The 20,080-nt window shown below is 53.0% G+C and carries 17 protein-coding genes; 9 read left to right on the top strand and 8 right to left on the bottom strand.

Annotated elements, in window-relative coordinates:
* The first annotated feature begins 19 nt into the window (after positions 1 to 19).
* The 7 genes from KNP75_RS10630 (at position 20) to KNP75_RS10600 (ending at position 8,450) form a co-directional block, all read left to right on the top strand.
* A complete protein-coding gene (locus tag KNP75_RS10630; protein WP_021066686.1) occupies positions 20 to 382 on the top strand; it encodes a response regulator in 363 nt (120 codons plus the stop codon).
* On the top strand, positions 379 to 2,937 hold the full coding sequence (locus KNP75_RS10625) for a sensor histidine kinase (RefSeq protein WP_215190345.1): 2,559 nt from the start codon (positions 379 to 381) through the stop codon (positions 2,935 to 2,937). The genes KNP75_RS10630 and KNP75_RS10625 overlap by 4 nt, the downstream gene beginning before the upstream one ends.
* 145 nt (positions 2,938 to 3,082) lie before the next feature.
* A complete protein-coding gene (locus tag KNP75_RS10620) occupies positions 3,083 to 3,463 on the top strand; it encodes a YisL family protein (protein WP_034776573.1) in 381 nt (126 codons plus the stop codon).
* Between the two features lie 102 nt (positions 3,464 to 3,565).
* Positions 3,566 to 4,567: a class I SAM-dependent methyltransferase gene (locus KNP75_RS10615; RefSeq protein WP_034776575.1), complete on the top strand. Its 1,002-nt coding sequence runs from the start codon at positions 3,566 to 3,568 to the stop codon at positions 4,565 to 4,567.
* Positions 4,568 to 4,640: 73 nt separating this feature from the next.
* Entirely contained in the window at positions 4,641 to 6,167 is a 1,527-nt protein-coding gene (locus KNP75_RS10610; RefSeq protein WP_215190421.1) for a phytoene desaturase family protein, read from the top strand.
* Positions 6,164 to 7,642, top strand: coding sequence for a phytoene desaturase family protein (locus tag KNP75_RS10605; protein ID WP_034776582.1), 1,479 nt, complete (start codon positions 6,164 to 6,166; stop codon positions 7,640 to 7,642). The genes KNP75_RS10610 and KNP75_RS10605 overlap by 4 nt, the downstream gene beginning before the upstream one ends.
* A complete protein-coding gene (locus KNP75_RS10600; protein WP_215190344.1) occupies positions 7,611 to 8,450 on the top strand; it encodes a phytoene/squalene synthase family protein in 840 nt (279 codons plus the stop codon). The genes KNP75_RS10605 and KNP75_RS10600 overlap by 32 nt, the downstream gene beginning before the upstream one ends.
* A 430-nt stretch (positions 8,451 to 8,880) precedes the next feature.
* On the opposite strand, the gene KNP75_RS10595 is transcribed toward KNP75_RS10600, so the two are convergent.
* The 6 genes from KNP75_RS10595 to ybaK all read right to left on the bottom strand — a co-directional run bounded on the left by KNP75_RS10595 (position 8,881) and on the right by ybaK (position 14,123).
* Complete coding sequence (locus KNP75_RS10595; protein ID WP_215190343.1) at positions 8,881 to 10,347, bottom strand: phytoene desaturase family protein; 1,467 nt, start codon at positions 10,345 to 10,347, stop codon at positions 8,881 to 8,883.
* Between the two features lie 19 nt (positions 10,348 to 10,366).
* Positions 10,367 to 11,434, bottom strand: a complete 1,068-nt coding sequence (locus KNP75_RS10590) for a glycosyltransferase family 2 protein (RefSeq protein ID WP_138859860.1) — start codon at positions 11,432 to 11,434, stop codon at positions 10,367 to 10,369.
* The gene (locus KNP75_RS10585; protein ID WP_034776590.1) at positions 11,434 to 12,129 is read right to left on the bottom strand and encodes a lysophospholipid acyltransferase family protein; all 696 of its coding nucleotides are present in this window, start codon (positions 12,127 to 12,129) and stop codon (positions 11,434 to 11,436) included. The genes KNP75_RS10590 and KNP75_RS10585 overlap by 1 nt, the downstream gene beginning before the upstream one ends.
* On the bottom strand, positions 12,095 to 12,847 hold the full coding sequence (locus KNP75_RS10580; protein WP_034776593.1) for a carotenoid biosynthesis protein: 753 nt from the start codon (positions 12,845 to 12,847) through the stop codon (positions 12,095 to 12,097). The genes KNP75_RS10585 and KNP75_RS10580 overlap by 35 nt, the downstream gene beginning before the upstream one ends.
* An 88-nt stretch (positions 12,848 to 12,935) precedes the next feature.
* Complete coding sequence (gene pssA, locus KNP75_RS10575; RefSeq protein WP_021066674.1) at positions 12,936 to 13,634, bottom strand: CDP-diacylglycerol--serine O-phosphatidyltransferase; 699 nt, start codon at positions 13,632 to 13,634, stop codon at positions 12,936 to 12,938.
* A 24-nt stretch (positions 13,635 to 13,658) separates the two neighbouring features.
* Positions 13,659 to 14,123: a Cys-tRNA(Pro) deacylase gene (ybaK, locus tag KNP75_RS10570; protein ID WP_034776595.1), complete on the bottom strand. Its 465-nt coding sequence runs from the start codon at positions 14,121 to 14,123 to the stop codon at positions 13,659 to 13,661.
* 152 nt (positions 14,124 to 14,275) lie between these two features.
* Between ybaK and KNP75_RS10565 the strand changes: the two genes are divergently transcribed.
* Positions 14,276 to 15,010 carry an enoyl-CoA hydratase/isomerase family protein gene (locus tag KNP75_RS10565; RefSeq protein WP_215190342.1) on the top strand — a complete coding sequence of 245 codons (735 nt, stop codon included), beginning with the start codon at positions 14,276 to 14,278 and terminating at the stop codon, positions 15,008 to 15,010.
* Between the two features lie 39 nt (positions 15,011 to 15,049).
* Here KNP75_RS10565 and KNP75_RS10560 read toward each other — a convergent pair whose 3' ends face one another.
* The gene (locus KNP75_RS10560) at positions 15,050 to 16,408 is read right to left on the bottom strand and encodes an MATE family efflux transporter (protein ID WP_034776600.1); all 1,359 of its coding nucleotides are present in this window, start codon (positions 16,406 to 16,408) and stop codon (positions 15,050 to 15,052) included.
* Between the two features lie 157 nt (positions 16,409 to 16,565).
* Positions 16,566 to 18,350, bottom strand: coding sequence for a glycoside hydrolase family 13 protein (locus KNP75_RS10555; RefSeq protein ID WP_034776602.1), 1,785 nt, complete (start codon positions 18,348 to 18,350; stop codon positions 16,566 to 16,568).
* 374 nt (positions 18,351 to 18,724) lie between these two features.
* Between KNP75_RS10555 and KNP75_RS10550 the strand changes: the two genes are divergently transcribed.
* Positions 18,725 to 19,990, top strand: coding sequence for an extracellular solute-binding protein (locus KNP75_RS10550; RefSeq protein WP_034776603.1), 1,266 nt, complete (start codon positions 18,725 to 18,727; stop codon positions 19,988 to 19,990).
* The last annotated feature ends 90 nt before the right edge of the window (positions 19,991 to 20,080 follow it).

The following is a 20,080-nucleotide window of genomic DNA, read 5'->3' as shown; positions in this document are numbered from 1 at the left end:
AAAAAATGGAGGAATCGTCATGGTAAAAATTTTACTAGCAGAAGATGAAGAAGTATTACGGATGCTTGTTTTAGATACATTAGAAGATGAAGGATATGACATTGATGAAGCGCCAGACGGCCTTGAAGCCTACCGGCTAATCGAACAGAACGAGTATGACCTCGTGATTGTCGACCATATGATGCCAGGCATGACCGGTCTTGAGGTCATCGAGAAAGTTCGGAAACTACCGGGACGTCAACATACAAAAGTGATGATGCTCACGGCGAAGAGCCAACAATCTGATCGTGATTGCGCGAACGAGATTGGCGTCGACTACTTTATATCTAAGCCGTTCAGTCCACTTGAGTTGGTGAAGATTATAGGAGGAATCGTGAATTGAACAGATGGTTTAAACAAAAACTCGGTCGCGACCTTATGGTCGTTCTCTATTCCTTCCTCGCGCTCGCGCTGGTCGGATCGATGATTATGTACACGTACATGCAAGAGCGAGTTGCTGAAAACGAACAACGGCTTGAAGACGTTGATGAACGGATTGAGCGGTTGAACACGCTGTGGGATGAGTGGCAAGGCGTCCAGTATGATTCGCGCGGTTATCTCTTGTTCGGAGACACCGAGTCGCTTGAACGGGCTCAGTCGAAAGAGAACGAGTTCCAGCAAGAAATCAACTGGTTCAAGAGCGTCGTCCAAACGAAGCAAGGTGAAATTTTCGCAGACGACTTGCAAGAATTCCACGACTTCTATTTTGGCGTCATCCTTCCGGTGACGACGGAATATGGACAGTTGCGTGCTGACGGTGAAATCACCGAGACGACGATCGACCCGGAGACCGTATTAGGCTTACCGACCGCCCAGCGCTTGATTGAGCAGGGCGTCGTCCCGTACAGTCCAGAACGCGGCATCGATACACTCGGCCCAATCCAACAGATCGAGACGGCGTTAGAAGATTATAAATCATTGATGGATAGCGAGAAACAAAAAGTGTACGACGCTTGGAAGTTAAACAATGATATTCTTCAATTCTTGTGGATCGCGAGCATCTTGTCGTTCGCGGCATTGATCTTGTTGTTCATCCAACCATTCTTGCGCCGTCAAACGCGTTTGATTTCACGTCTCTCGGTCGCATCTGACCGGTTGTTGAAAGGCGAGATCGTCGATTTGAGTGATCAGATGGAACGTGAAGACGAAATCGGGATCATGTCACGATCGTTCAACAAGATGGCCGAGACGCTTCGTGACAATGAACGTCACTTGATTGAAAAGAACCACGAATTACAGGCGCAACAAGAAGAGTTGATTGCGCAACAAGAAGAACTTCAAGCGCAACAGCAAGAACTCGAAGAAATCTTGGAGCAGACACAACAGAACGAGCAACACTTGGCTTACCGCAACGAGTTGACCGAGACGCTCGCGGCCCGCGATTCGTTGACGGCTTACCCAGAGATTATCGAGAAACTGGTCGCCATCACCGACTCCGAAGTCGGCGCCCTCGTATTTGTCGATGCGACAGGCTCGTTCTCAATCACAAGCCACGGATTGAACGAGACGCTCACGCGTCAGTTGCTCGACAGCGAGAACTCAGTCTTGACGCGGGCGATGACGCTTCGGACGACAGTCCATTCGTCGAAACAAGTCGCAAGCGACCACCCGCTCCCGTACCCATACTATATGTATGAGACGGCTGTACCGGTCCATGACCCGACAGATGACTCGATCATCGCGTTCATCTATCTCGTCCGCTATAAAGATCGCTTTACGCAGACACAGATGGGTGACATCATGTCGTTCGCTCGTCAGTTGTCGCTCTCGCTTCTCCGGATGCGTCTGTTTGAAGAGATGACCCGTGAGAAAGGGAAGACGGAACGGATCCTCGATTCAATTCGCGAGGCGGTCATTTACGTCGAACATTCGACCGATGACGTCTTCGTCAACCGTCCGCTCTATGAGATGTTCCCTGAGCTTGACGACATCACGTCGAGAGAACTCGCGGAACTGTCGTGGAACGAATGGCGAGAGACGATTTCGACGACAGTCGACCAAGAAGATGATTTCTTGAAGTATACCGATCGCCTCTTCACCGACGACTTCCCGCATGACAGCGTCAGCTTCTCGATCCGTAAAGGCGAGATGAACTTGCAGATGTATGCGGAACGCATCGTCGTCGGCGGGTTGTCGAAAGGGACGTTGCTCGTCTTCCGTGACATCACGAGCGAGACCGAGGCGGAACGCTTGAAGAGCGAATTCATCTCGACGATCTCCCACGAGTTGCGGACACCGCTCTCGTCGATCTACGGGTTCACCGAACTCATGGTCAAGAAGCAGTTGCCGAACGAGAAGCAAGCGAAGTACTTGCAGACGATTCACGCCGAGACGGAGCGCCTGACGCATCTCGTCAACGATTTCCTCGACGTGCAACGGATGGAAGCCGGCAGTCAGATGTACGACCGCGAACAGCTCGATATCGAGCCGGTCATCCGCGACATGATGACGTTCTATGAGGCTTCTTCGCTGAAGCATAAGTTTGAACTCATCACGGCCGATGACCGTCCGTATGAACTGTTCGCCGACTGTCAAAAGTTCAAGCAGTTGATGAGCAACTTGCTCTCGAACGCCGTGAAGTATTCACCGCGCGGCGGAAAAATCACCGTCGAATTGGCCCACCACGATCAATCGGTGTCGATTAAAGTGAAGGACCAAGGTATCGGTATTCCGAGCGACGCGCTCGACCGTCTCTTCGACAAGTTCTATCGGGTCGATAATTCCGACAGCCGAGAAATCGGCGGAACCGGACTCGGTCTTCCGATCTGTCAAGAGATCGTGCGCGGTCACGCCGGACAGATTCATGTCGAGTCGGTCCAACATCAAGGGTCGACGTTCACGGTCGTGATTCCGAGCTTCGAATACGCGGTTCGCGAACAAGAGTCAACGACAGCTTAATAAATGAAATACGACAAGGCGCCTGATCATTCCTCGATCAGGCGTCTTTTTGATAGGCAATCAGATTTTTCAGTGGCCTGCTTGACCGCAATCAGAGCGACTCGTGTACAATAGAGGTTGTACATAATGGAAAGGGGGACTTAGAATGCCATTGATTGCATTCCTACACACGCACGTCACGAGCTGGGTCTTGTTACTCGTCTTGTTCGCTGTCGCCTATATCGGCTACAAAAATGCCAACAAGAGCGGGAAGATCGCCCACATGGCGTTTCGACTCATGTTGCTCGTCGCGTTCGGCACGGGACTTTATTTGTATCTTCAATTACTCGAAGGCGGCATGTTCTACCACGTGAAGATCACGGTCGGACTCTTGACACTCATCTTTGGTGAGATGACGCTCATCCGTGTGAAGAAGAACAAACCTGCGGGCACGATGTTCGGCGGTTTTGCGATTCTCGCGCTTGTGACAATCTTCATCGGCTATGCGTTGCCGTATGGACAGTCGTTCTTCAGCAACTTCATTTAAGTTTGATTCCCACTTCGCACATCGGAGTGGGATTTTTTTGTTTGTCCGTAAATTATTAGGGGAAAATAAAAAAATCAGTGATAACGATGATGAGGTGAAACGATGGAACAACAGATGAATGAATGGTCACGCGTCTTGCACGCACGCAGATGGATGAAACAAACCGAATCGTTCCTGCCGCTCTGGCACGGATATATCGGCTATAAATATGGGTTGTTCGATGCGCTCCAAGGCGGGGCGAGCTTTGCGGAGATGACGCTTCGCTTGAAGCAACCGTTGACGAAACTCGCGCTCGAGCGTTGGCTCGACGTCGGGGTCGCCGTGCGCCATTTGAAGAAGAAAGGTTGGCGCTATTTCCCGACCCGTAGTTTGAAATATCAGTTGTCGCACGAAGATGAGCGCAGCATCGGCTTTATGCTCCAAGAGATGATGGAACTTCATATTCCGGCACTCATCGCATATCCTGACTTTTTAGAGTCGGGCAAACAGAAAACGTTCGATGGGGCGACACATGGCCAGGTCGTCGCACAGACGTCGACGCTCGTCGAGACGGTCGCGTTCCCGGTCGTGCAGCAGCTGTTGCGGCAAGCCGACGTCAAGACGATGCTCGATATCGGGTGCGGCCACGGGGGTTACTTACGCAAACTGCACGGACTCGAACCCGATTGGCAGTTGACCGGCATCGATCTCGAGGAAGACGTGATCGCAGAGGCGCGGGAACAAGATGAGTCCGGTGAGATTCGCTATGAAGTAGCCGATTTTATGGAGTGGGATCACGACGAACGATTTGATGCCGTCATGATGAATAATATGTTGTATTATTTCTCCCCGGAACAACGAATCGAACTGCTCGGACGGATGCTCGAAAACTTAGACGAAGCAGGTGTCGCGGTCCTCGTCACGCCTCTCGCCGAGACGCCGCTCGGTGCTCGATTTGCCTCAGCGTTCAATGCGTTCATGACGTTGCATGATAACCTCTATCCGCTCCCAACGATTCGTGAGTTACGTCGTCAAATGCACAAGGTCGGTTTCGACAACGTCCGTTTCATCCCGTTCATCCCAGAAGGGTCATGGTACATTGTCATCGCGAAACGCGACAATTGACACATCGCGGACACACGACGAGCCGATTCAGATTTGAACTTGTCTCCAGTCATTTCTATAATGGGATAGAAGCATAAGAGACTTTTCACATAGGGAGTTGTTCAACGTGTCGGAAAAAAGAGTCGCCGTAATCGGTGCCGGACCAGGAGGACTTGCGGCCGCTATGCTGCTCGCAAGTCGTGGTGTGAAAGTAACAGTGTTTGAGAAGCAGGCGTTCGTCGGTGGACGGACGTCGCGTCTGCAAGTCGGAGAATTCGCGTTCGATCGTGGCCCGACTTTTTTAAATATGCCATACATTTTAGAAGAGATTTTCGAAGAGACAGGTCGAGATTTACACGACTATGTCGAGATGAAACGACTCGAGCCGATGTATGATCTTTATTTCGATAAAGGAAATCGGGTCCTATCGATGACGACCGATCGCGATCAAATGCATCAGGCGATTGAAGAGCAGTTCCCAGGCAACGGGGAAGGGTACGAACGCTTCATGGCCGAACAAGCCATCAAGCTGTCGAAACTGATGCCGGTGCTCCAGACGGCACATGACAAACTGACCGATTACGTGGCGACGCGCGTCTTGAAGGCGCTCCCGTTCTTATCGATCGGCAAGTCGTTATACGACGTCTTGTCAGAGTATTTCACGAGCGAAGAGCTGAAGTACGCGTTCACGTTCCAAGCGAAATACCTCGGCATGTCGGCGTGGGATTGCCCGGGTGGCTTCTCAATCTTGTCGTATATGGAACATGCTTACGGCGTCCATCATCCGATTGGCGGCGTGAATCAACTCTGCACAGCGATGGCGCGCGTCATCGAAGAAGAGGGTGGGGAGATTCGTCTCGAGGAAGGCGTCGACCGGCTCTTGCTCGACGGGAAACGCGTCAACGGACTCGTAGCGAACAATGTCCACTATGCCTTTGACGAAGTGATTGTCGGTGCCGACTTCGCCCATGCGATGACGACACTCGTCCCAAGCGACGCACTCACACGTTGGAGTCCAAAACAGCTGAAGAAGAAACGCTACTCGTGTTCGACGTTCATGCTTTATCTTGGACTCGACCGTGTCTATGATGATGTCGCGCACCATTCGATCCATTTCGCCGACGACTACGAGCGTAATGTGAAAGAGATGACGCAAGACCTGAAGCTGAGCGAAGACTTCTCGTTCTATGTCCAAAATGCTTCACGGATTGACCCGACACTCGCACCGTCAGGGAAATCCTCGCTTTATGTGCTCGTCCCGGTGCCGAACAACCTGTCGAATTTACCGTGGGAGACGCTCGAGACGACGATGACCGAGCGCGTCCTCGATGCACTTGAGACTCGTTCGCCGTATCGTGAGATCCGGAACCATATCGAGGTGATGCAGCCGCTCACGCCAAACGATTGGGAAGCGTTCGGTGTCTATGAAGGGGCGACGTTCAACTTAGGACATAACTTGTCACAGATGATGTATTTCCGTCCCCATAACCAGTTCGAGGAGCTCGACCACGTCTGGCTCGTCGGCGGTGGGACACATCCAGGCAGCGGACTGCCGACGATTTTTGAATCGGCGCGCATCACCGCCAACCTGTTGCGTGACCGGGCAGGTGTCGGCCAATGAACATCAGTTTCGTCGGTGCCGGAATTGGGTCGCTTTACGCGGCCTTGCTCCTGACCCACAAATATCCGTCGTTAGACGTGACCATCTATGAAAAAGAAGCTCGTGTCGGCGGCCGGCTCAATTATGTCGAGTTCGAGAACGGCGCCCGCGTCGATGAAGGGCCGACCATCGTCTTATTGCCCGGAAAATTGAAAAGTCAGCTCCTCGAGGCCGGTTTCCCGGAGCGAGAGCTCGAGTTGATCGAGGTCGACCCGCTTTATCGCCTCCGTTACGAGGATGGCACGACGTTCTACAAATACCGTGACATCGAACGTCAGGCGGCCGAAATCGACCGTCTGTTCAACGAGGGCGACGGCTTTAGAAAGTATATGACTCAAAAACGAGAAGAGTATCGCCTCGGGTTCGATGCATTCTTAGACCGGGGCTATAAAGGCAAGACCGATTTGTTCGAACCGAAACTATTGATGCTCCTCATGCGCTTGAAGGCGTATGAGACGGCCCACGAGAACATGAAACGCTTCTTCAAAGACGAGCGTCTGCGCGTCGCCTACAGCCTCCAAACGCTCTATATTGGTGGGAACCCATATGATACCCCATCCCTCTATGGTTTGATCCCGTACCGCGAACAAGAAGAAGGAATCTGGTACGTCAAGGGAGGATATTTCTCACTTGCGACGAAAGTAGAACAAGAGTTGAGACGACGCGGCGTCAAGTTCGAGTTGAACGCGAACGTCGAACGGGTGCAGGTGGAACAAAGCCGAGCGAACGCGGTCATCGTGGATGGTGTCGTTCATCCGTATGATGCGGTCGTCGTCAACGGTGATTTCCCCCTCATGGAACGGTTGATTGATGGCGTTAAGCCGAAATCATACGAACCGTCGAGCGGGACGCTCCTGCTTTACTTCACCGTGACCGGGGACATCGATTTACCGATCCACCAATTCGACTTGCCGAATGATTTTGCCGGGTCGATGCGGACCATCTTCGAAGATGGTAAACTAAGCAAGTATCCGGCGATGTATACGTTCAATCCGTCTTTGATGGACGACACGCTGGCACCGGACGGGACGAGCGTTCTCTATGTCCTCGTGCCGGTCCCACGTAAATTGGAGCGTGAGGACTTTGAAACGAGCGGTGCGATCGAGCATTTGATTGGTCGGATTGAACAGATGGTCCCCGACTTCAGGGATCGTGTCATTGAGATGAAAGTTCGGACGCCGATGGATGCGGAACGATTTGGGTTATTTGAAGGCGGGAGCTTCGGCATCGCCCCGAAATTGGCCCAATCGGCCGCGTTCAAACCACAGGCTCGCCCGTACGCGCACATCGACCGACTTTACGCCGTCGGAGCATCGGTGCATCCGTGCGGAGGCGTCCCGATCGTCATGATCGGCTCGCAGCTGTTAGTGAAGAGAATGGAAGAAGAAATGGGGGCATTGTACCATGACGACACAAGAAGCGTATCGTCACTGTGAAGACGTAATGAAAAAAGGCTCGCTCACGTTTTATCGGGCCTTTTCTTTGCTCTCCAAACCAGACCGTCAGGCCGTGGCCGCGGTCTATGCGTTTTGTCGGACGCTCGATGACGCGGTCGATGAATCCGACCGTCCTGAAGAGAGCTTGACGGACTTTTTGACCGAGTTCGATCGCTTCTTGGCCGGTGAACATCTGACCGATGCGCTCTGGGTGGCGTTGCGTGACGTTTGGGGACGTTACGACATGGACGTCGAACCGTTCTTTGAATTGGCTGAAGGCATGAAGTGGGACTTACATAAAACGCGCTACGCGACGCTCGAGGAGACGGAGCAATATAGTTACTATGCGGCCAGCACCGTCGGTTTGATGCTGTTGCCGATCCTCGCGCCGGACGTGGATGCGACGGGACGGCACCAGTTGAAACAAGGTGCGATCGACTTAGGTATCGCGATGCAGTTGACGAATATTTTGCGTGACGTCGGGGAAGATCTCGACCGAGATCGGATTTATGTCCCACAATCGTTGCTCGCCGAGTTCGGTGTCGCGGAAGCCGATTTGTTCGCGCGACAAGTGACCCCGGCGTTCATCGACGTCTGGGAGACGATGGCGCGCCGGGCCGAACACCTATACGTCCGGGCCCGGGAGACCCATCACTTATATCCTGCGACGAGCCGGAAGCCGGTCAGCGCGGCGGCATTGCTCTATGAAGGCATCTTGGACGCGGCCCGGCAGAATGGGCACGACGTCTTCACGAAGCGGGCGTTTGTCTCGACGATTCAAAAAGGGAAACTGTTGGCCAAGTTATAAAATCAGGCAGCCGTCGCAAAACGGCTGCCTTTTTTGTGCACAAAAAAACCACTTTTGGCGGGGGACCAAAAGTGGTGTAAGCGTTGTGTGATTCGTTCATCGGGGAAACGAACGAATCGGACGTGATGAACCCTAAAGATGTGCCTCGTCTCATGGGGAATGAAACGATGGGGCATCTTCGCTGAAGCAGGATGCTTGATGGACTAAGGGGGAACATCATAATGCATGCTGTTCCAGCCGCGGGATACGAGTGGGGAAACTCGCTCATCACTTTTTTCTCGGGTGTGACAAGTTCAAAACGCGATAGGCTCGGGGAAGCCATTCGATCGCTACAGGTGTAACAAACGTTACAAAACTGCTTGAACTCGAATATGATGTTATCACGTCTATCCCGTGTCGACAAGTGTCGAATCTTCTGTTCACAAAATGTTCAAATTGTCAGAGGTATGTCCTCTAACATCGACCGGGCCGCAAATTGTCCTGAAAGCGTCACCATCGGGCTGCCGCCGCCAGGGTGGGTCGAGCCTCCAGCGAACCAAATGTTGGACACATCTTCCGAGCGAGCGGAAGGTCGGAAGAACGCTCCTTTTTTCGAGTTGGCCGATGTCCCATAGAGTGCCCCGTAATATGCGTAAAAATCACGCGTCAAGTCGAGTGGGGTGACACGGCGATGGAAGACGACATCGCGATCTTCCCATTCAACGCCGAATTTCCGGAGGCGTCGGCGAATCAAATGTTCATACGTCTCGGCATCGATGTCGGTCATATGGGCCGGCGCGTTGACGAGGATGAACAAGTTGTCGCCAGCTTCTCCCATCGAAGGGTCCGTATGGGCCGAGTTCGAGATATAGATCGTCGGCTCATCGGCATACCGTTCCTCTTCAAACAAGGCCCGGAACTCGGCCTCGTAGTCATCTGAGAAGTAGACGTTATGATGCGCCAAGTTCAACCGCTTGTTCAAGCCGACCATGATGACGAAAGCGGACACCGATGGTTCAATCGTGTCACGCGTCGGTACCGGGAACGACGGACGGTCAGAAGCATCGACGAGTCGCGGATACTGCGTGAGCAGTTCTCCGTTCAATAAGACGGCGTCACAAGACATGACTTCTTCATGGTCGATGACGACCGCGTGCGCTTTTCCGTTCGTCACTTCAATTTTTGTGACTTCATGACCGAGCCTGAACTCGACGCCAAGCTCGCTCGCCCGTTTGGCGAAGCCTTTCGCAATCGTCCAGTTCCCACCTTTGGCGAAATAGACGCCATCATTCAGCTCCAGGTGCGAAATGAGCGCGAACGTGCCGGGTGTGACGTATGGACTGCTGCCGATATACGTCGCATAGCGGTCGAGCGCCTGGATGATGCGCGGGTCTTTAAAATACTTCTTATGGAGCGCATGTAGGCTCTTGAGCGGATGCACTTTCATCATGTCAGCCCAAAGGCCGGTATCGATTTTTGAATCCATCCGTGTGAAGAACCGGTTATTGGCGATTTCAAACAACTTCTCCGCCTCGTCTAAGTAGTCGGTCAATTGATTCTTGTCGGCCTTATCGCCGGTCAGACGGCGTACCTCGGCTTCCATTTTCTCGCGGTCTGAATGAAACGTGAACGTCGAACCGTCAGAGAAATGATTGACCGTGTGCGACTCAAGTTTGACGAGCTCAAAATAGTCATCCGGGTTGGCTCCGCTGTTGCGAATGACGGAGCGGAACACGTCCGGCATCGTAATCGTATTCGGCCCGAAGTCGAACCGGTGTCCATCGGTGATGATCGGCATGAGTTTTCCGCCGACATGTTCATTCTTTTCAATGACGGTCACGTCGTAACCGCGGGCGGCAAGGGTGACGGCGGCGCTCAAGCCGCCGAGCCCGGCCCCGATAATAGCGATATGTTTCATGTTGTGCCTCCTAGCGAGATTATTGATACGTCCGGCCTTTCCATGAAATCGGCTTTCGTCGCCATTTGCGCACGACCGCGCTCGCGAGGAGCAACAAGTAGGCGATGAGGCTGAACGGATGGAGCCAAAAGTGGCGTCCTCCCGATTTGACGTCGATCGCCAGTCGAGCGAGCAAGACGAACACGCACGCCAAGAACGAGATCCAGTCCATGCGGACGAGGAGTGCGATGAAAGCAGACAGCTGGGTGCCGTAGTATAAGAAGAAATAAAGGGCGATGCCCACTGCTTCATTCATTCCCTTGAATACGTTCTTTGAAAACCCGTTCCACACTTCTTCGTTCGTCGCATACATGTCACATGTGATGTAAGGCGAGACGTTGACGAGCGACGTGACTTTTTTGCGTCGCTTGAACTCACGGCACAGATCGATATCATCGATCAATGAATTGTGGATCGAGGCGTGTCCACCGACGTCGTCATAACTTTTCCGTTCGACGAGCACGTTCATTCCGTTGGCGGCGGCGAAGGCGGGATGACGCACCTTTCGCCAAAACAACGGCAAATGTTGGGCGATTAAGACGTGTTGCATCGGAATCAACAGTTTCCCGAGCCACGTTGGTGTCGGGAAACGAGGAAAACCTGACAAGAAGACCGCCCCTTCACGGGCGAGTGTGCCGTGCAGTCGCCCGATGAACGTCGGGTCGATCGTCACGTCGGCATCGAGGAACAACACGTACGGTTCGGTCGTCCGGGTCGCCAGCTGGTGACACGCGTGGACTTTGCCGGCCCAACCTTCCGGGAGCGGCACACCACGGAAAATGGTGAAGCGGGCATCGTCCGCGATTTCCCGGACGAGTGCCTCGTATGTAGCATCCTCGGACCGGTCCTCGTATAAATAGACGTGGCTTTCATCCGTCAAGGCGGCCTTCAAACTCGTGATCAGTTTTGGCACGTTCCGTTCCTCGTTCCGCAGTGGGATGCACACCGCGGTCGGAGGAGCTGGGATGGGTGCGGTGAGCGGACGGAGGAATAGCAAGTTGACCAACGTGAACAGCAGCATCAAAAATGTGAGCGACAAAATCACCATCAGCGGCCTCTTCCGATTTGGAGCAAGTGCTCCGTCCAATCTGCCAAACTGCGCTTCGGTGGGAACAAGGCGATATAGCGGTCGGACTGCTTGATTACGTCGTCGCGCGTATCGTCATATAGGCGTTCGAGTGCTTCGGCGAGCTCTTGTTTTTGAAGCCGCCGCGTCTCGGAGACGACCGTATGGTTGCGGAAGCGCACATAGACGAGCGGAGCGGCGTGCGACGCGAACGTATAATAGATGGCACATAGCCGGACTTCCGGCTGGTGGAGCAGCATCGTCACACCTGAGCCAATCTCGAGCGGACGATGCTCTTGTGGATACTCGCGTCCTTGTGGGAACACCCAGACGGACTTGCCTGCAAGTAAGAGCCGATTGGCGTAGTCGAGCGAGGCGCGCACATCCGACAGTTTGCCTTTTTTGATGGAGAACGCGCCCAAGTGACGGAAGAACGGGAAGCGGCGCAACCCATCCTCATCCATCAAGACGTGAACGTCATGACGCAAATAGTATTCGTTCAACATGAGCAAAATCATCCCGTCCCACCACGAGCTATGTGTGCTCAAAAACAATCCTGGTGTCGGCACGTCATCGGCCCGGACGTGAATCGTATGGAAAAACGGACGGATTTGACGTTCTTTGACGAACGTCGAGAACAGATTATTGAACCATTTCTTTTTGCTCGCTTCGATCATGTCGGCTCCTCCGTTCTATCAAGATGAGGCCTGCGGCTGTGACAACGCTGAGTACGCCGATGCCGTAAAGACCGGCGTTGACGGCCGTGACACCGAACAGGGCGTGCAGCATGACGAACAAATAACGTCCGTGTCCGAGTAACATCGGCTCGGCTTCGACTTCAAACCGGTCGAGCAACCAAGAGAAAATGAGTGACAGTCCGAACCAACCGACGAAATTCTGCGTCGGGATATCATAATACAGACCGTCATTGGCCCATTCCCAGTAGCCTTTCACGTTCGCTGCGACCGGGTCAATCGCCATATCGAGCCAAACGGCGAGGAACGGGACGAGCCAGAGCGTCCGGTTCTTGAACGAGAACAAGCGGGCGACGGCAAAACTCGAGCCGATGACGGCGAGCCAAGCCGCCCCGATCGTGACCGGTACACCGAACACGGTCGGACCGAACGCCTCCGCGTAGATGTACTCACTGAACGGGAAGCCGGTTTTGACACCGAGCGTCTCGACAGCGATTGAACCGAAGAAGATGAACGGGACGATCAGGCGGGCGTGGCGGACGCCGTCCGCAATCACCCAACCGCCGATGAGACCGGCGAGCCATAAGAAGACCGGGTTCGCCCATTCGAGCCAACTCGGCAACAAATCAAAGCCGACGAGGACGACCCCGACGACATACCAAACCAAAAACCATTTCCAAATCCATGGATACACTTTCATTTCATCACCTCTATTCTCATTCTAGAGAGGTTTGCGGCTTGCGTCTAATAAATGCATGCAAAAAAAAGAGTCCCTCGAGAGGGACCCGTCAATTCGCCATCCGCTTTCGTTTTTTGACGAACGAGAAAGCGATGAATAAGACATAGAACGTGACGGCGATGAACCAGAATGATGGCCATTCTTTCCACCGGGCAAAAATCATGTACGTCAAGTAGATAAGGCTGACCGTGATGATGAACGAGTGGCGCGGGAGCGGCACGTCTTTAAAGCTCGGGATGCGGACACGGCTGACCATGAGCAGAGCGAGACCCGTGAAGAAAATCGGAGTGAGCAACTCGTTGATCTGGTCCCCGAACGTCGTCACGACGGCGAGCAAGCCACCGGCCGCGGTGATCGGGACGCCCGAGAAGTAACTGGCCGTGACGTTCGTCGCCGACAAGTTGAAGCGGGCCAAGCGGTAAGCACCGAACAACGGGAACAAGGCGGCGAAGAAGAGACCGTAGTTGCCGTAATCGATGAAAAACGTATAGTAGGCGAGAAGCGCCGGGGCGACCCCGAACGTGACGACATCGGCGAGCGAGTCGAGTTCTTTTCCAAAGTCACCGGCCACGCCGAGCATACGGGCCAGCCGTCCATCCAAACTGTCGAGCATCATGGCGATGATGATGAGCAGCGTCGCATTCGAGAAGTCACCGCGCGCCGCATAAACGATCGCCAAGACGCCACAGAACAAGTTGCCGAACGTAAACGAGTTAGGAATCCATGAGCGGATTCGTTCTTTCCACATAGGTATTGCCTCCATCTTTCTTTGTCATTGAGTGAACCAGTGACCGTCCGTGAACCGGAGCAAATCGGTCGGTGTGAGTTCGAGTTGGTAGCCGCGCTTGCCGGCCGAGATGATGATCGTATCTTTTTGTCTGGCACTATCATGCAAGAAGACAGGAAACCGTTTTTTCGCCCCGATTGGCGAGACACCGCCGCGGATGTAGCCGGTCAGCGTTTCGAGCTCCTTCATCGGGACAGGGGAGGCTTTTTTGGCGCCCCAGGCTTTCGCGGCCGCTTTCAAATCGATATCTAAATCTCCTGAGATGAGGAAGAAGGCGTAGCGCCGTTGCTCATTCTCGAGACAAATCGTTTTATAGAGCTGGTCGAGCGGTTTACCGAGTGACGCGGCGACATGTTTGGCGGAGACGTCGGACGCGTCCACTTCGTAGGAGTGGTACGTGAACGGGATGTTCCGTTGTTTCAATTGTCTTGCGGCATTCGTCAGTTGCATCAGCCCCACCCTTTCGTTGAACGACTCTTTTAAGAATAGCAAATAGTGGTAGCGTCGGGCAATCGAACTCGGAAAGTTTCTATGACAAGAAGGAAACAGAATGACCGATATAGAAATGAATAGTGATTCATTTTAGTGAAGGGGGAAATGGGATGGAAACGATTCAACTGGAACAGCGGAACGGGGTCGGCTGGCTGAAATGGGACCGGCCGGAAAAATTGAACGCATTAAATGAGACGTTGCTTCGCGAGGCGAGGGAAGCGATGGAGCAGCTCGTGGCGGATGAGGCCGTCCACGTCATCGTGCTCGTCGGGCAAGGGCGTGCCTTCTCATCGGGCCAGGACTTGACGATTGAGAGTGGCGCCGACTATGGGGTGTATTTGGAAGAGGTGTACCATCCGCTCGTGCGGGCGCTTGCCGACTGTCCGAAACCAATCATCGCCGGCATTCACGGGGTCGTGGCGGGGGCGGGACTCAGTCTGGCGCTCGCGGCGGACGTCCGTCTCGTCGCCCGGTCGACGAAGTTCAGTTCCGCCTTCATCAAAATCGGCCTTGTCGCCGATGCCGGGGGTCCGTACCATTTACGGCGCTTGATGCGGCCCGATCTCGCGCTCGCTTGGATGTGGAGCGGCAGCACGATTGATGCCGAACAGGCCGAAACGTTCGGTCTCGTCACCGAGCTCGTCGAGGATGAGGCGTACTTGGAGCGGTTGACGGCCTATGCCGAGACGCTCGCAGCCAAGTCACCGACGGCGGTGCAAGGCATGAAGGCGTTATTCCGGGCCGACTCGTTCGAGGACGGTCTCGAGCAAGAGATCATCTGGCAACGGAAATGTGGTCAGACGGACGTTCATCGGCAGGCGATGCAGGCGTTCCTAAATCGATGAAAAAAGAAGCGGTCACAGCGACCGCTTCTTTTTGGTTGATTATGAAGTTGGCTTCGGTTCGAACTGGAAGCCTTTTTGTTGCCACGTGCCGTACTTCCAACGACGGAAGGCGAAGAAACCGCGGAACCACTCGTCGAGCGAGAAGGCGAGCCAAATGCCGAGGACGCCGAGTCCCATTTGGAGTCCGAACAAATAACTGAAGACGACCGCAACGCCCCACATCGAGGCGATGCCGATCATGACCGGGAAGCGAACGTCGCCGACCGACTTGAGCGATCCCATCAACACGATGTTCATGGCGCGACCTGGCTCAAGGATGAGCGTCGCCCATAAAATCGGCACCCCGACGGCGATGATATCCGGGTTCGATGTGAACAAGCCGAGCAGCGACTTGCCGAAGACGGCGAGTCCGAGCGACGCCACGAGTGAAGCGAACATGGCAATCTTCAATGTCTTAACGGCGCGGGTATACGCTTCTTTAAACCGTTTCCCGCCGATGTCACGGGCAATCAATAATTGCGTCCCTTGCGCGACGGCGACCGTGAACAAGAAGGCGAGCATCGACAAGTTCATGACGTATACCCGCGCGGCGAGGGAAGCCTCGCCCATCGTGGCGATGAAACCGGTGATGATGATTTGCGAGAACTGATATGACAAGTTCTCTCCGGCTGATGGTACGCCGATTTGGAGCAAGGCGCGAATGTCGTCACGTTTCGGACGAATCAATTCCTTGAGCGGGAAGCGGAGCATGAGCCGCTTCTTGACGATCCAGAACAATAGCACCATGGCTGAGAAGCGTGCGATGACGATGGCCCATGCGACGCCGGCGACACCCGTGACCGGGAGACCGAACCAGCCCATGACGGCGAGCATCGCCCCGGCAGCTGTGATGATATCGATGAGAAGTGTCGCGAGCATCGCGTGCTTCGTCATCCCGTGGCTCCGGAGGACGGAACTGAGCGCCATGATGAGCGCTTCGGTGAACAGCGACAACCCGACAATCTGCAAAAATAACAGGCCATGGTCGAACAGCTCATCCGATAAGCCGAACAAACGGAGGAACGTCTCACCGAACAAGAAGACGACCGCGACCATGAGCACGCCGAGCCACATGTTCAAGCTGACGGCGGAACGGGCGAAGTCACGGCTCTTCTTCATCCGATTGGCGCCGATCGCTTGACCGATCAAGATGGTCGCACCGACCGAGGTCACGCTGAAGACGATTAAGAAGACGTTCAAGATTTGGTTGGCGACGCCGACCGCGGAAGCGGCAGCATCGGAGTAATGGGCGAGCATGAGCGTGGCAATAATCCCGGTCCCCATATGGAGTGCGAGTTCGATGAAAATCGGCCACGAAATTTTAAATAAACTGAGCTGTTCGGTGTCTTTTGTCGGCATGTTGTATTCTCCCTTGTTTCTACAATTCTCTATATGAAATATTTACGTTGTCAAAATCACAAGGGTCATGTTACTCCTTTTGAAATGAAAAAGAAAGGGATTTGGCAAATTATTTTCAACAAAAAAAACACCCGCCGAAACGGGTGCAAAACGGAATTTATTTCATTTTTAAAATCGTGGCGCTGTACGGTGCGAGCTCGACTTCGAGCGAGTCTACATCACGGTCGCGCAGCAAATCGTAAGCGCTTCCGGTATGGCCGAGCGGATTAAGTTTTGATACGGAATCAGAGTTATTGAAGTATATCAAATACGTCTCATCTTTCGTACAACGCTCGATGATGAGGGCGTTATCCTCATCGTCGACGAGATTGAAACGATACGAGCCGCCGTTCGCGAGCACCGGATGCTCTTTGCGGAGTCGAATCAATTTCTGCACGTAGCGGAACAGTTCGCGATCTTCTTCGGCTTCGTCCCACGGCATACAACGGCGGCAACCCGGATCTTGTTCACCTTCGAGGCCGATCTCGTCCCCGTAATAGATGCATGGGCTTCCTGTGTACGTGAGCATCGACGTCATGAGCAACTTGAACTTTCCTTTATGCCCTTTCGCTCGTGTAAGGGCACGCGGCGTGTCGTGCGAATCGATCAAGTTGAACGTCACTTCGTTCACGTTCGTCGTGTTCATCATCTCGACGCGTGTCAACTCATTGCGAAACTCGGAAGCAGACGTCCGGTCGAGCGCGAAATAGTTGAGGCTCGCGTTCGTAAACGGATAGTTCATGACCGCATCGAACTGGTCACCTTTGAGCCATGGCTGGGCATCGTGCCAAATCTCACCGAGGATGTACGCATCCGGATTCGCTTGTTTGACCGTTTTACGGAAATCGCGCCAGAACGCGTGATCAACCTCGTTAGCCACGTCTAACCGCCACCCGTCGATGCCGAATTCTTCGACCCAGTAGCGGGCCACTTCTAATAGATAAGCTTTCAACGCCGGGTGCTCCGTATTGATCTTCGGCATGTTCTTCTCGAACGCGAACGTGTCGTAGTTCGGCTTCGGCGTCGTCTCGATCGGGAAGTCGCGAAGATAGAACCAGTCACGGTACTCTGACTGTGGTCCTTTTTCGACGACGTCTAAGAACCAAGGGTGGTTGTACCCGACATGGTTGAAGACGGCGTCGAGCATGACTTTGATGCCGTTCTCGTGGAGAAGATCGACGAGTTGTTTGAACTGCTCTTTCGTTCCGAACTGCGGATCGATTTCCATATAATCGAGCGTGTCGTATTTATGGTTCGTCGTCGCTTTGAAGATCGGGCAGAAGTAAATCCCGGTGATCCCTAGATCGACGATATGGTCAATATGGTCGATGATCCCTTGGAAGTCGCCGCCGAAGAAGTTCGTGATCGTCGGTTCGGTACTATTCCATGGGAGCGTGCCTTCTGGATCGTTAGAAGGGTCACCGTTCGCGAACCGGTCCGGGAAGATTTGATACCAGACTGTGTCCTTCACCCACGATGGGGCGTGGAAGATGTCGACCGGGTTGATGAACGGGATGCAGAAATAGTAGCCTGTGTCATCGAGCGGTTTATCTTCGAACCAACCTTTTTCCGTATAGACGGCCGTCTCATTGCCGTCATGGAGCCGGAAGCCGTAACGGAGGCGGCGGAATGGCGGTTTGATGGCGATGAACCAATAGTCGTATTGATCATCATGGCCGATTTTTTCCATCGGCGTCTCGAACGTGCGCCAAAAGCTCGGCTTGTCCGGGTCGAAATTCCACATGGCCGGGTCTTCCGAGTGCCAGTCGTACGGATCGTTCCAAATTAAGTCAACAGATTGGATATCATTTCTTTTCGTATGGAAGCGAATATGTATCGTTTCTCGGTCGTACTTGTACACGAAAGGGGACATGGCGCGGTGGTAGATGGCTTCTTTGATCATGGGTTTGAATTCCTTTCTCTATTAAGGGTTATAACCATTTTACACTGTCTGTTCAGAAAAGAAACAACAGTTGTGAAAACGTTTGCTCAAGCAAAGGGTAATAAAGCGTTTACATTTTGTCAATCGCCCGATTCGTCATTTTTTGCGAAATAGGGTCATAAATAATTCAAAAAGAGATAAATGGGACAACCACAATAAAAAAAGCGAAAAAAAAAGACTTGTAAAACGCTTACACAACTGTATAATAAAAATTGAGGTGAGGATGCAAACGTTTTCACTAACCTACTGATTCTGTAGCGGAGTTGATTAAAATCAGTAGGTCAGTGCGATTGCGCAAATCTGACCATACTATTTCCTTGGGGAGGTTTTTCATCATGAAGATGAAAAAAATGGTAGCAGGACTTTCAACGGCAGTATTCGCTTTCGGTGCACTTGCTGCATGTGGTGGCGGTACGGACAATGGTTCTACTAACGAAGGCGGTTCTTCTAGCGAGAACAAGCCAGAAAAAATCGTAATTTGGGAAGATATTGAAAAGTCGGAAACGACGAAAGAAGTTGCGAAGGCGTTTGAAGAAGAACACGGCGTCGCAGTTGAAGTCGTTGAAGTCCAAATGACGGATCAAAAGGACAAGTTGGCGCTTGACGGCCCAGCTGGTAAAGGTCCTGATATCGTTCTCGTACCGCACGACCAAATCGGAACGATCGCTGACCAAGGTCACTTGGCTCCACTTACTGACGAAGGCGCACTTGACGCGTTCACAGACGCTTCGAAATCGGCTGTCATGTTCGACGGACAAGCTTACGGCTACCCGAAATCAGTTGAAACGCCAGTCCTCATGTACAACAAGGATTTGGTATCAGAAGCTCCTGCTTCAATGGACGACTTGTACAAGTTGTCTACAGATCTTAAAGATAAAGGCGAGTACGGATTCCTCGGTCTTTGGGATAACTTCTACTTCGCTCACGGTGTCGTGGCTGGCTTCGGCGGTTACGTCTTCAAAGAAGACGGCGGCGCGCTCGATCCAACTGACATCGGCTTGAACAACGAAGGCGCAGTCGAAGGCTTCGAGTACATCGGCAAATGGTACCAAGAAGGCCTCTTCCCTAAAGGGTTGATCGGCGAGTCTGGCGGCCAAGCGATGGACCAACTCTTCACTGAGAAGAAAGCACACACAGTCATGAACGGACCATGGGCCGTAGCTGGTTACACAGATGCCGGCATCAACCTTGGAGCGTCTGCATTGCCGACACTTCCAAACGGTGAGCCAATCAAGACGTTCATGGGCGTGAAGACATATGCACTTTCGGCTTACACAGAAAACCAAGAGTGGGCTGAAATGTTCCTCGCAGAACTCACGAACGAAGAGAACGCATTGAAGATGTTTGAAGCTTACAACGAGATCCCACCAGTAGCAGCACTCGAGTCGAACGAGACAATCACGTCGAACGAAGTTGCGAAAGCGGTATTCGATCAAGCAACGAACGCGATCCCAATGCCTAACATTCCTGAAATGGGACAAGTTTGGGAGCCAATGGCACAAGCGCTTCAGCTCGTAGCAACTGGCAAGCAAGATGCAAAAAAATCAGCTGACGATGCTGTTAAAGTCATCGAGCAACAAATCCAAGCAAACAACCAATAAGGATATGAAATGATGGGGTACGCCGACTGGCGTTCCCCCTCATTTTCTAGAATTGAGCAAACGCTTGCTCGATTGATTTGCTCAAATTGA

The organism is Exiguobacterium sp. s6 (genome assembly GCF_018618155.1).
GTDB lineage: Bacteria > Bacillota > Bacilli > Exiguobacteriales > Exiguobacteriaceae > Exiguobacterium > Exiguobacterium mexicanum_A.
Note: the sequence above shows the minus strand (reverse complement) of the source record. Positions and strands in the feature narration are given on the sequence as shown.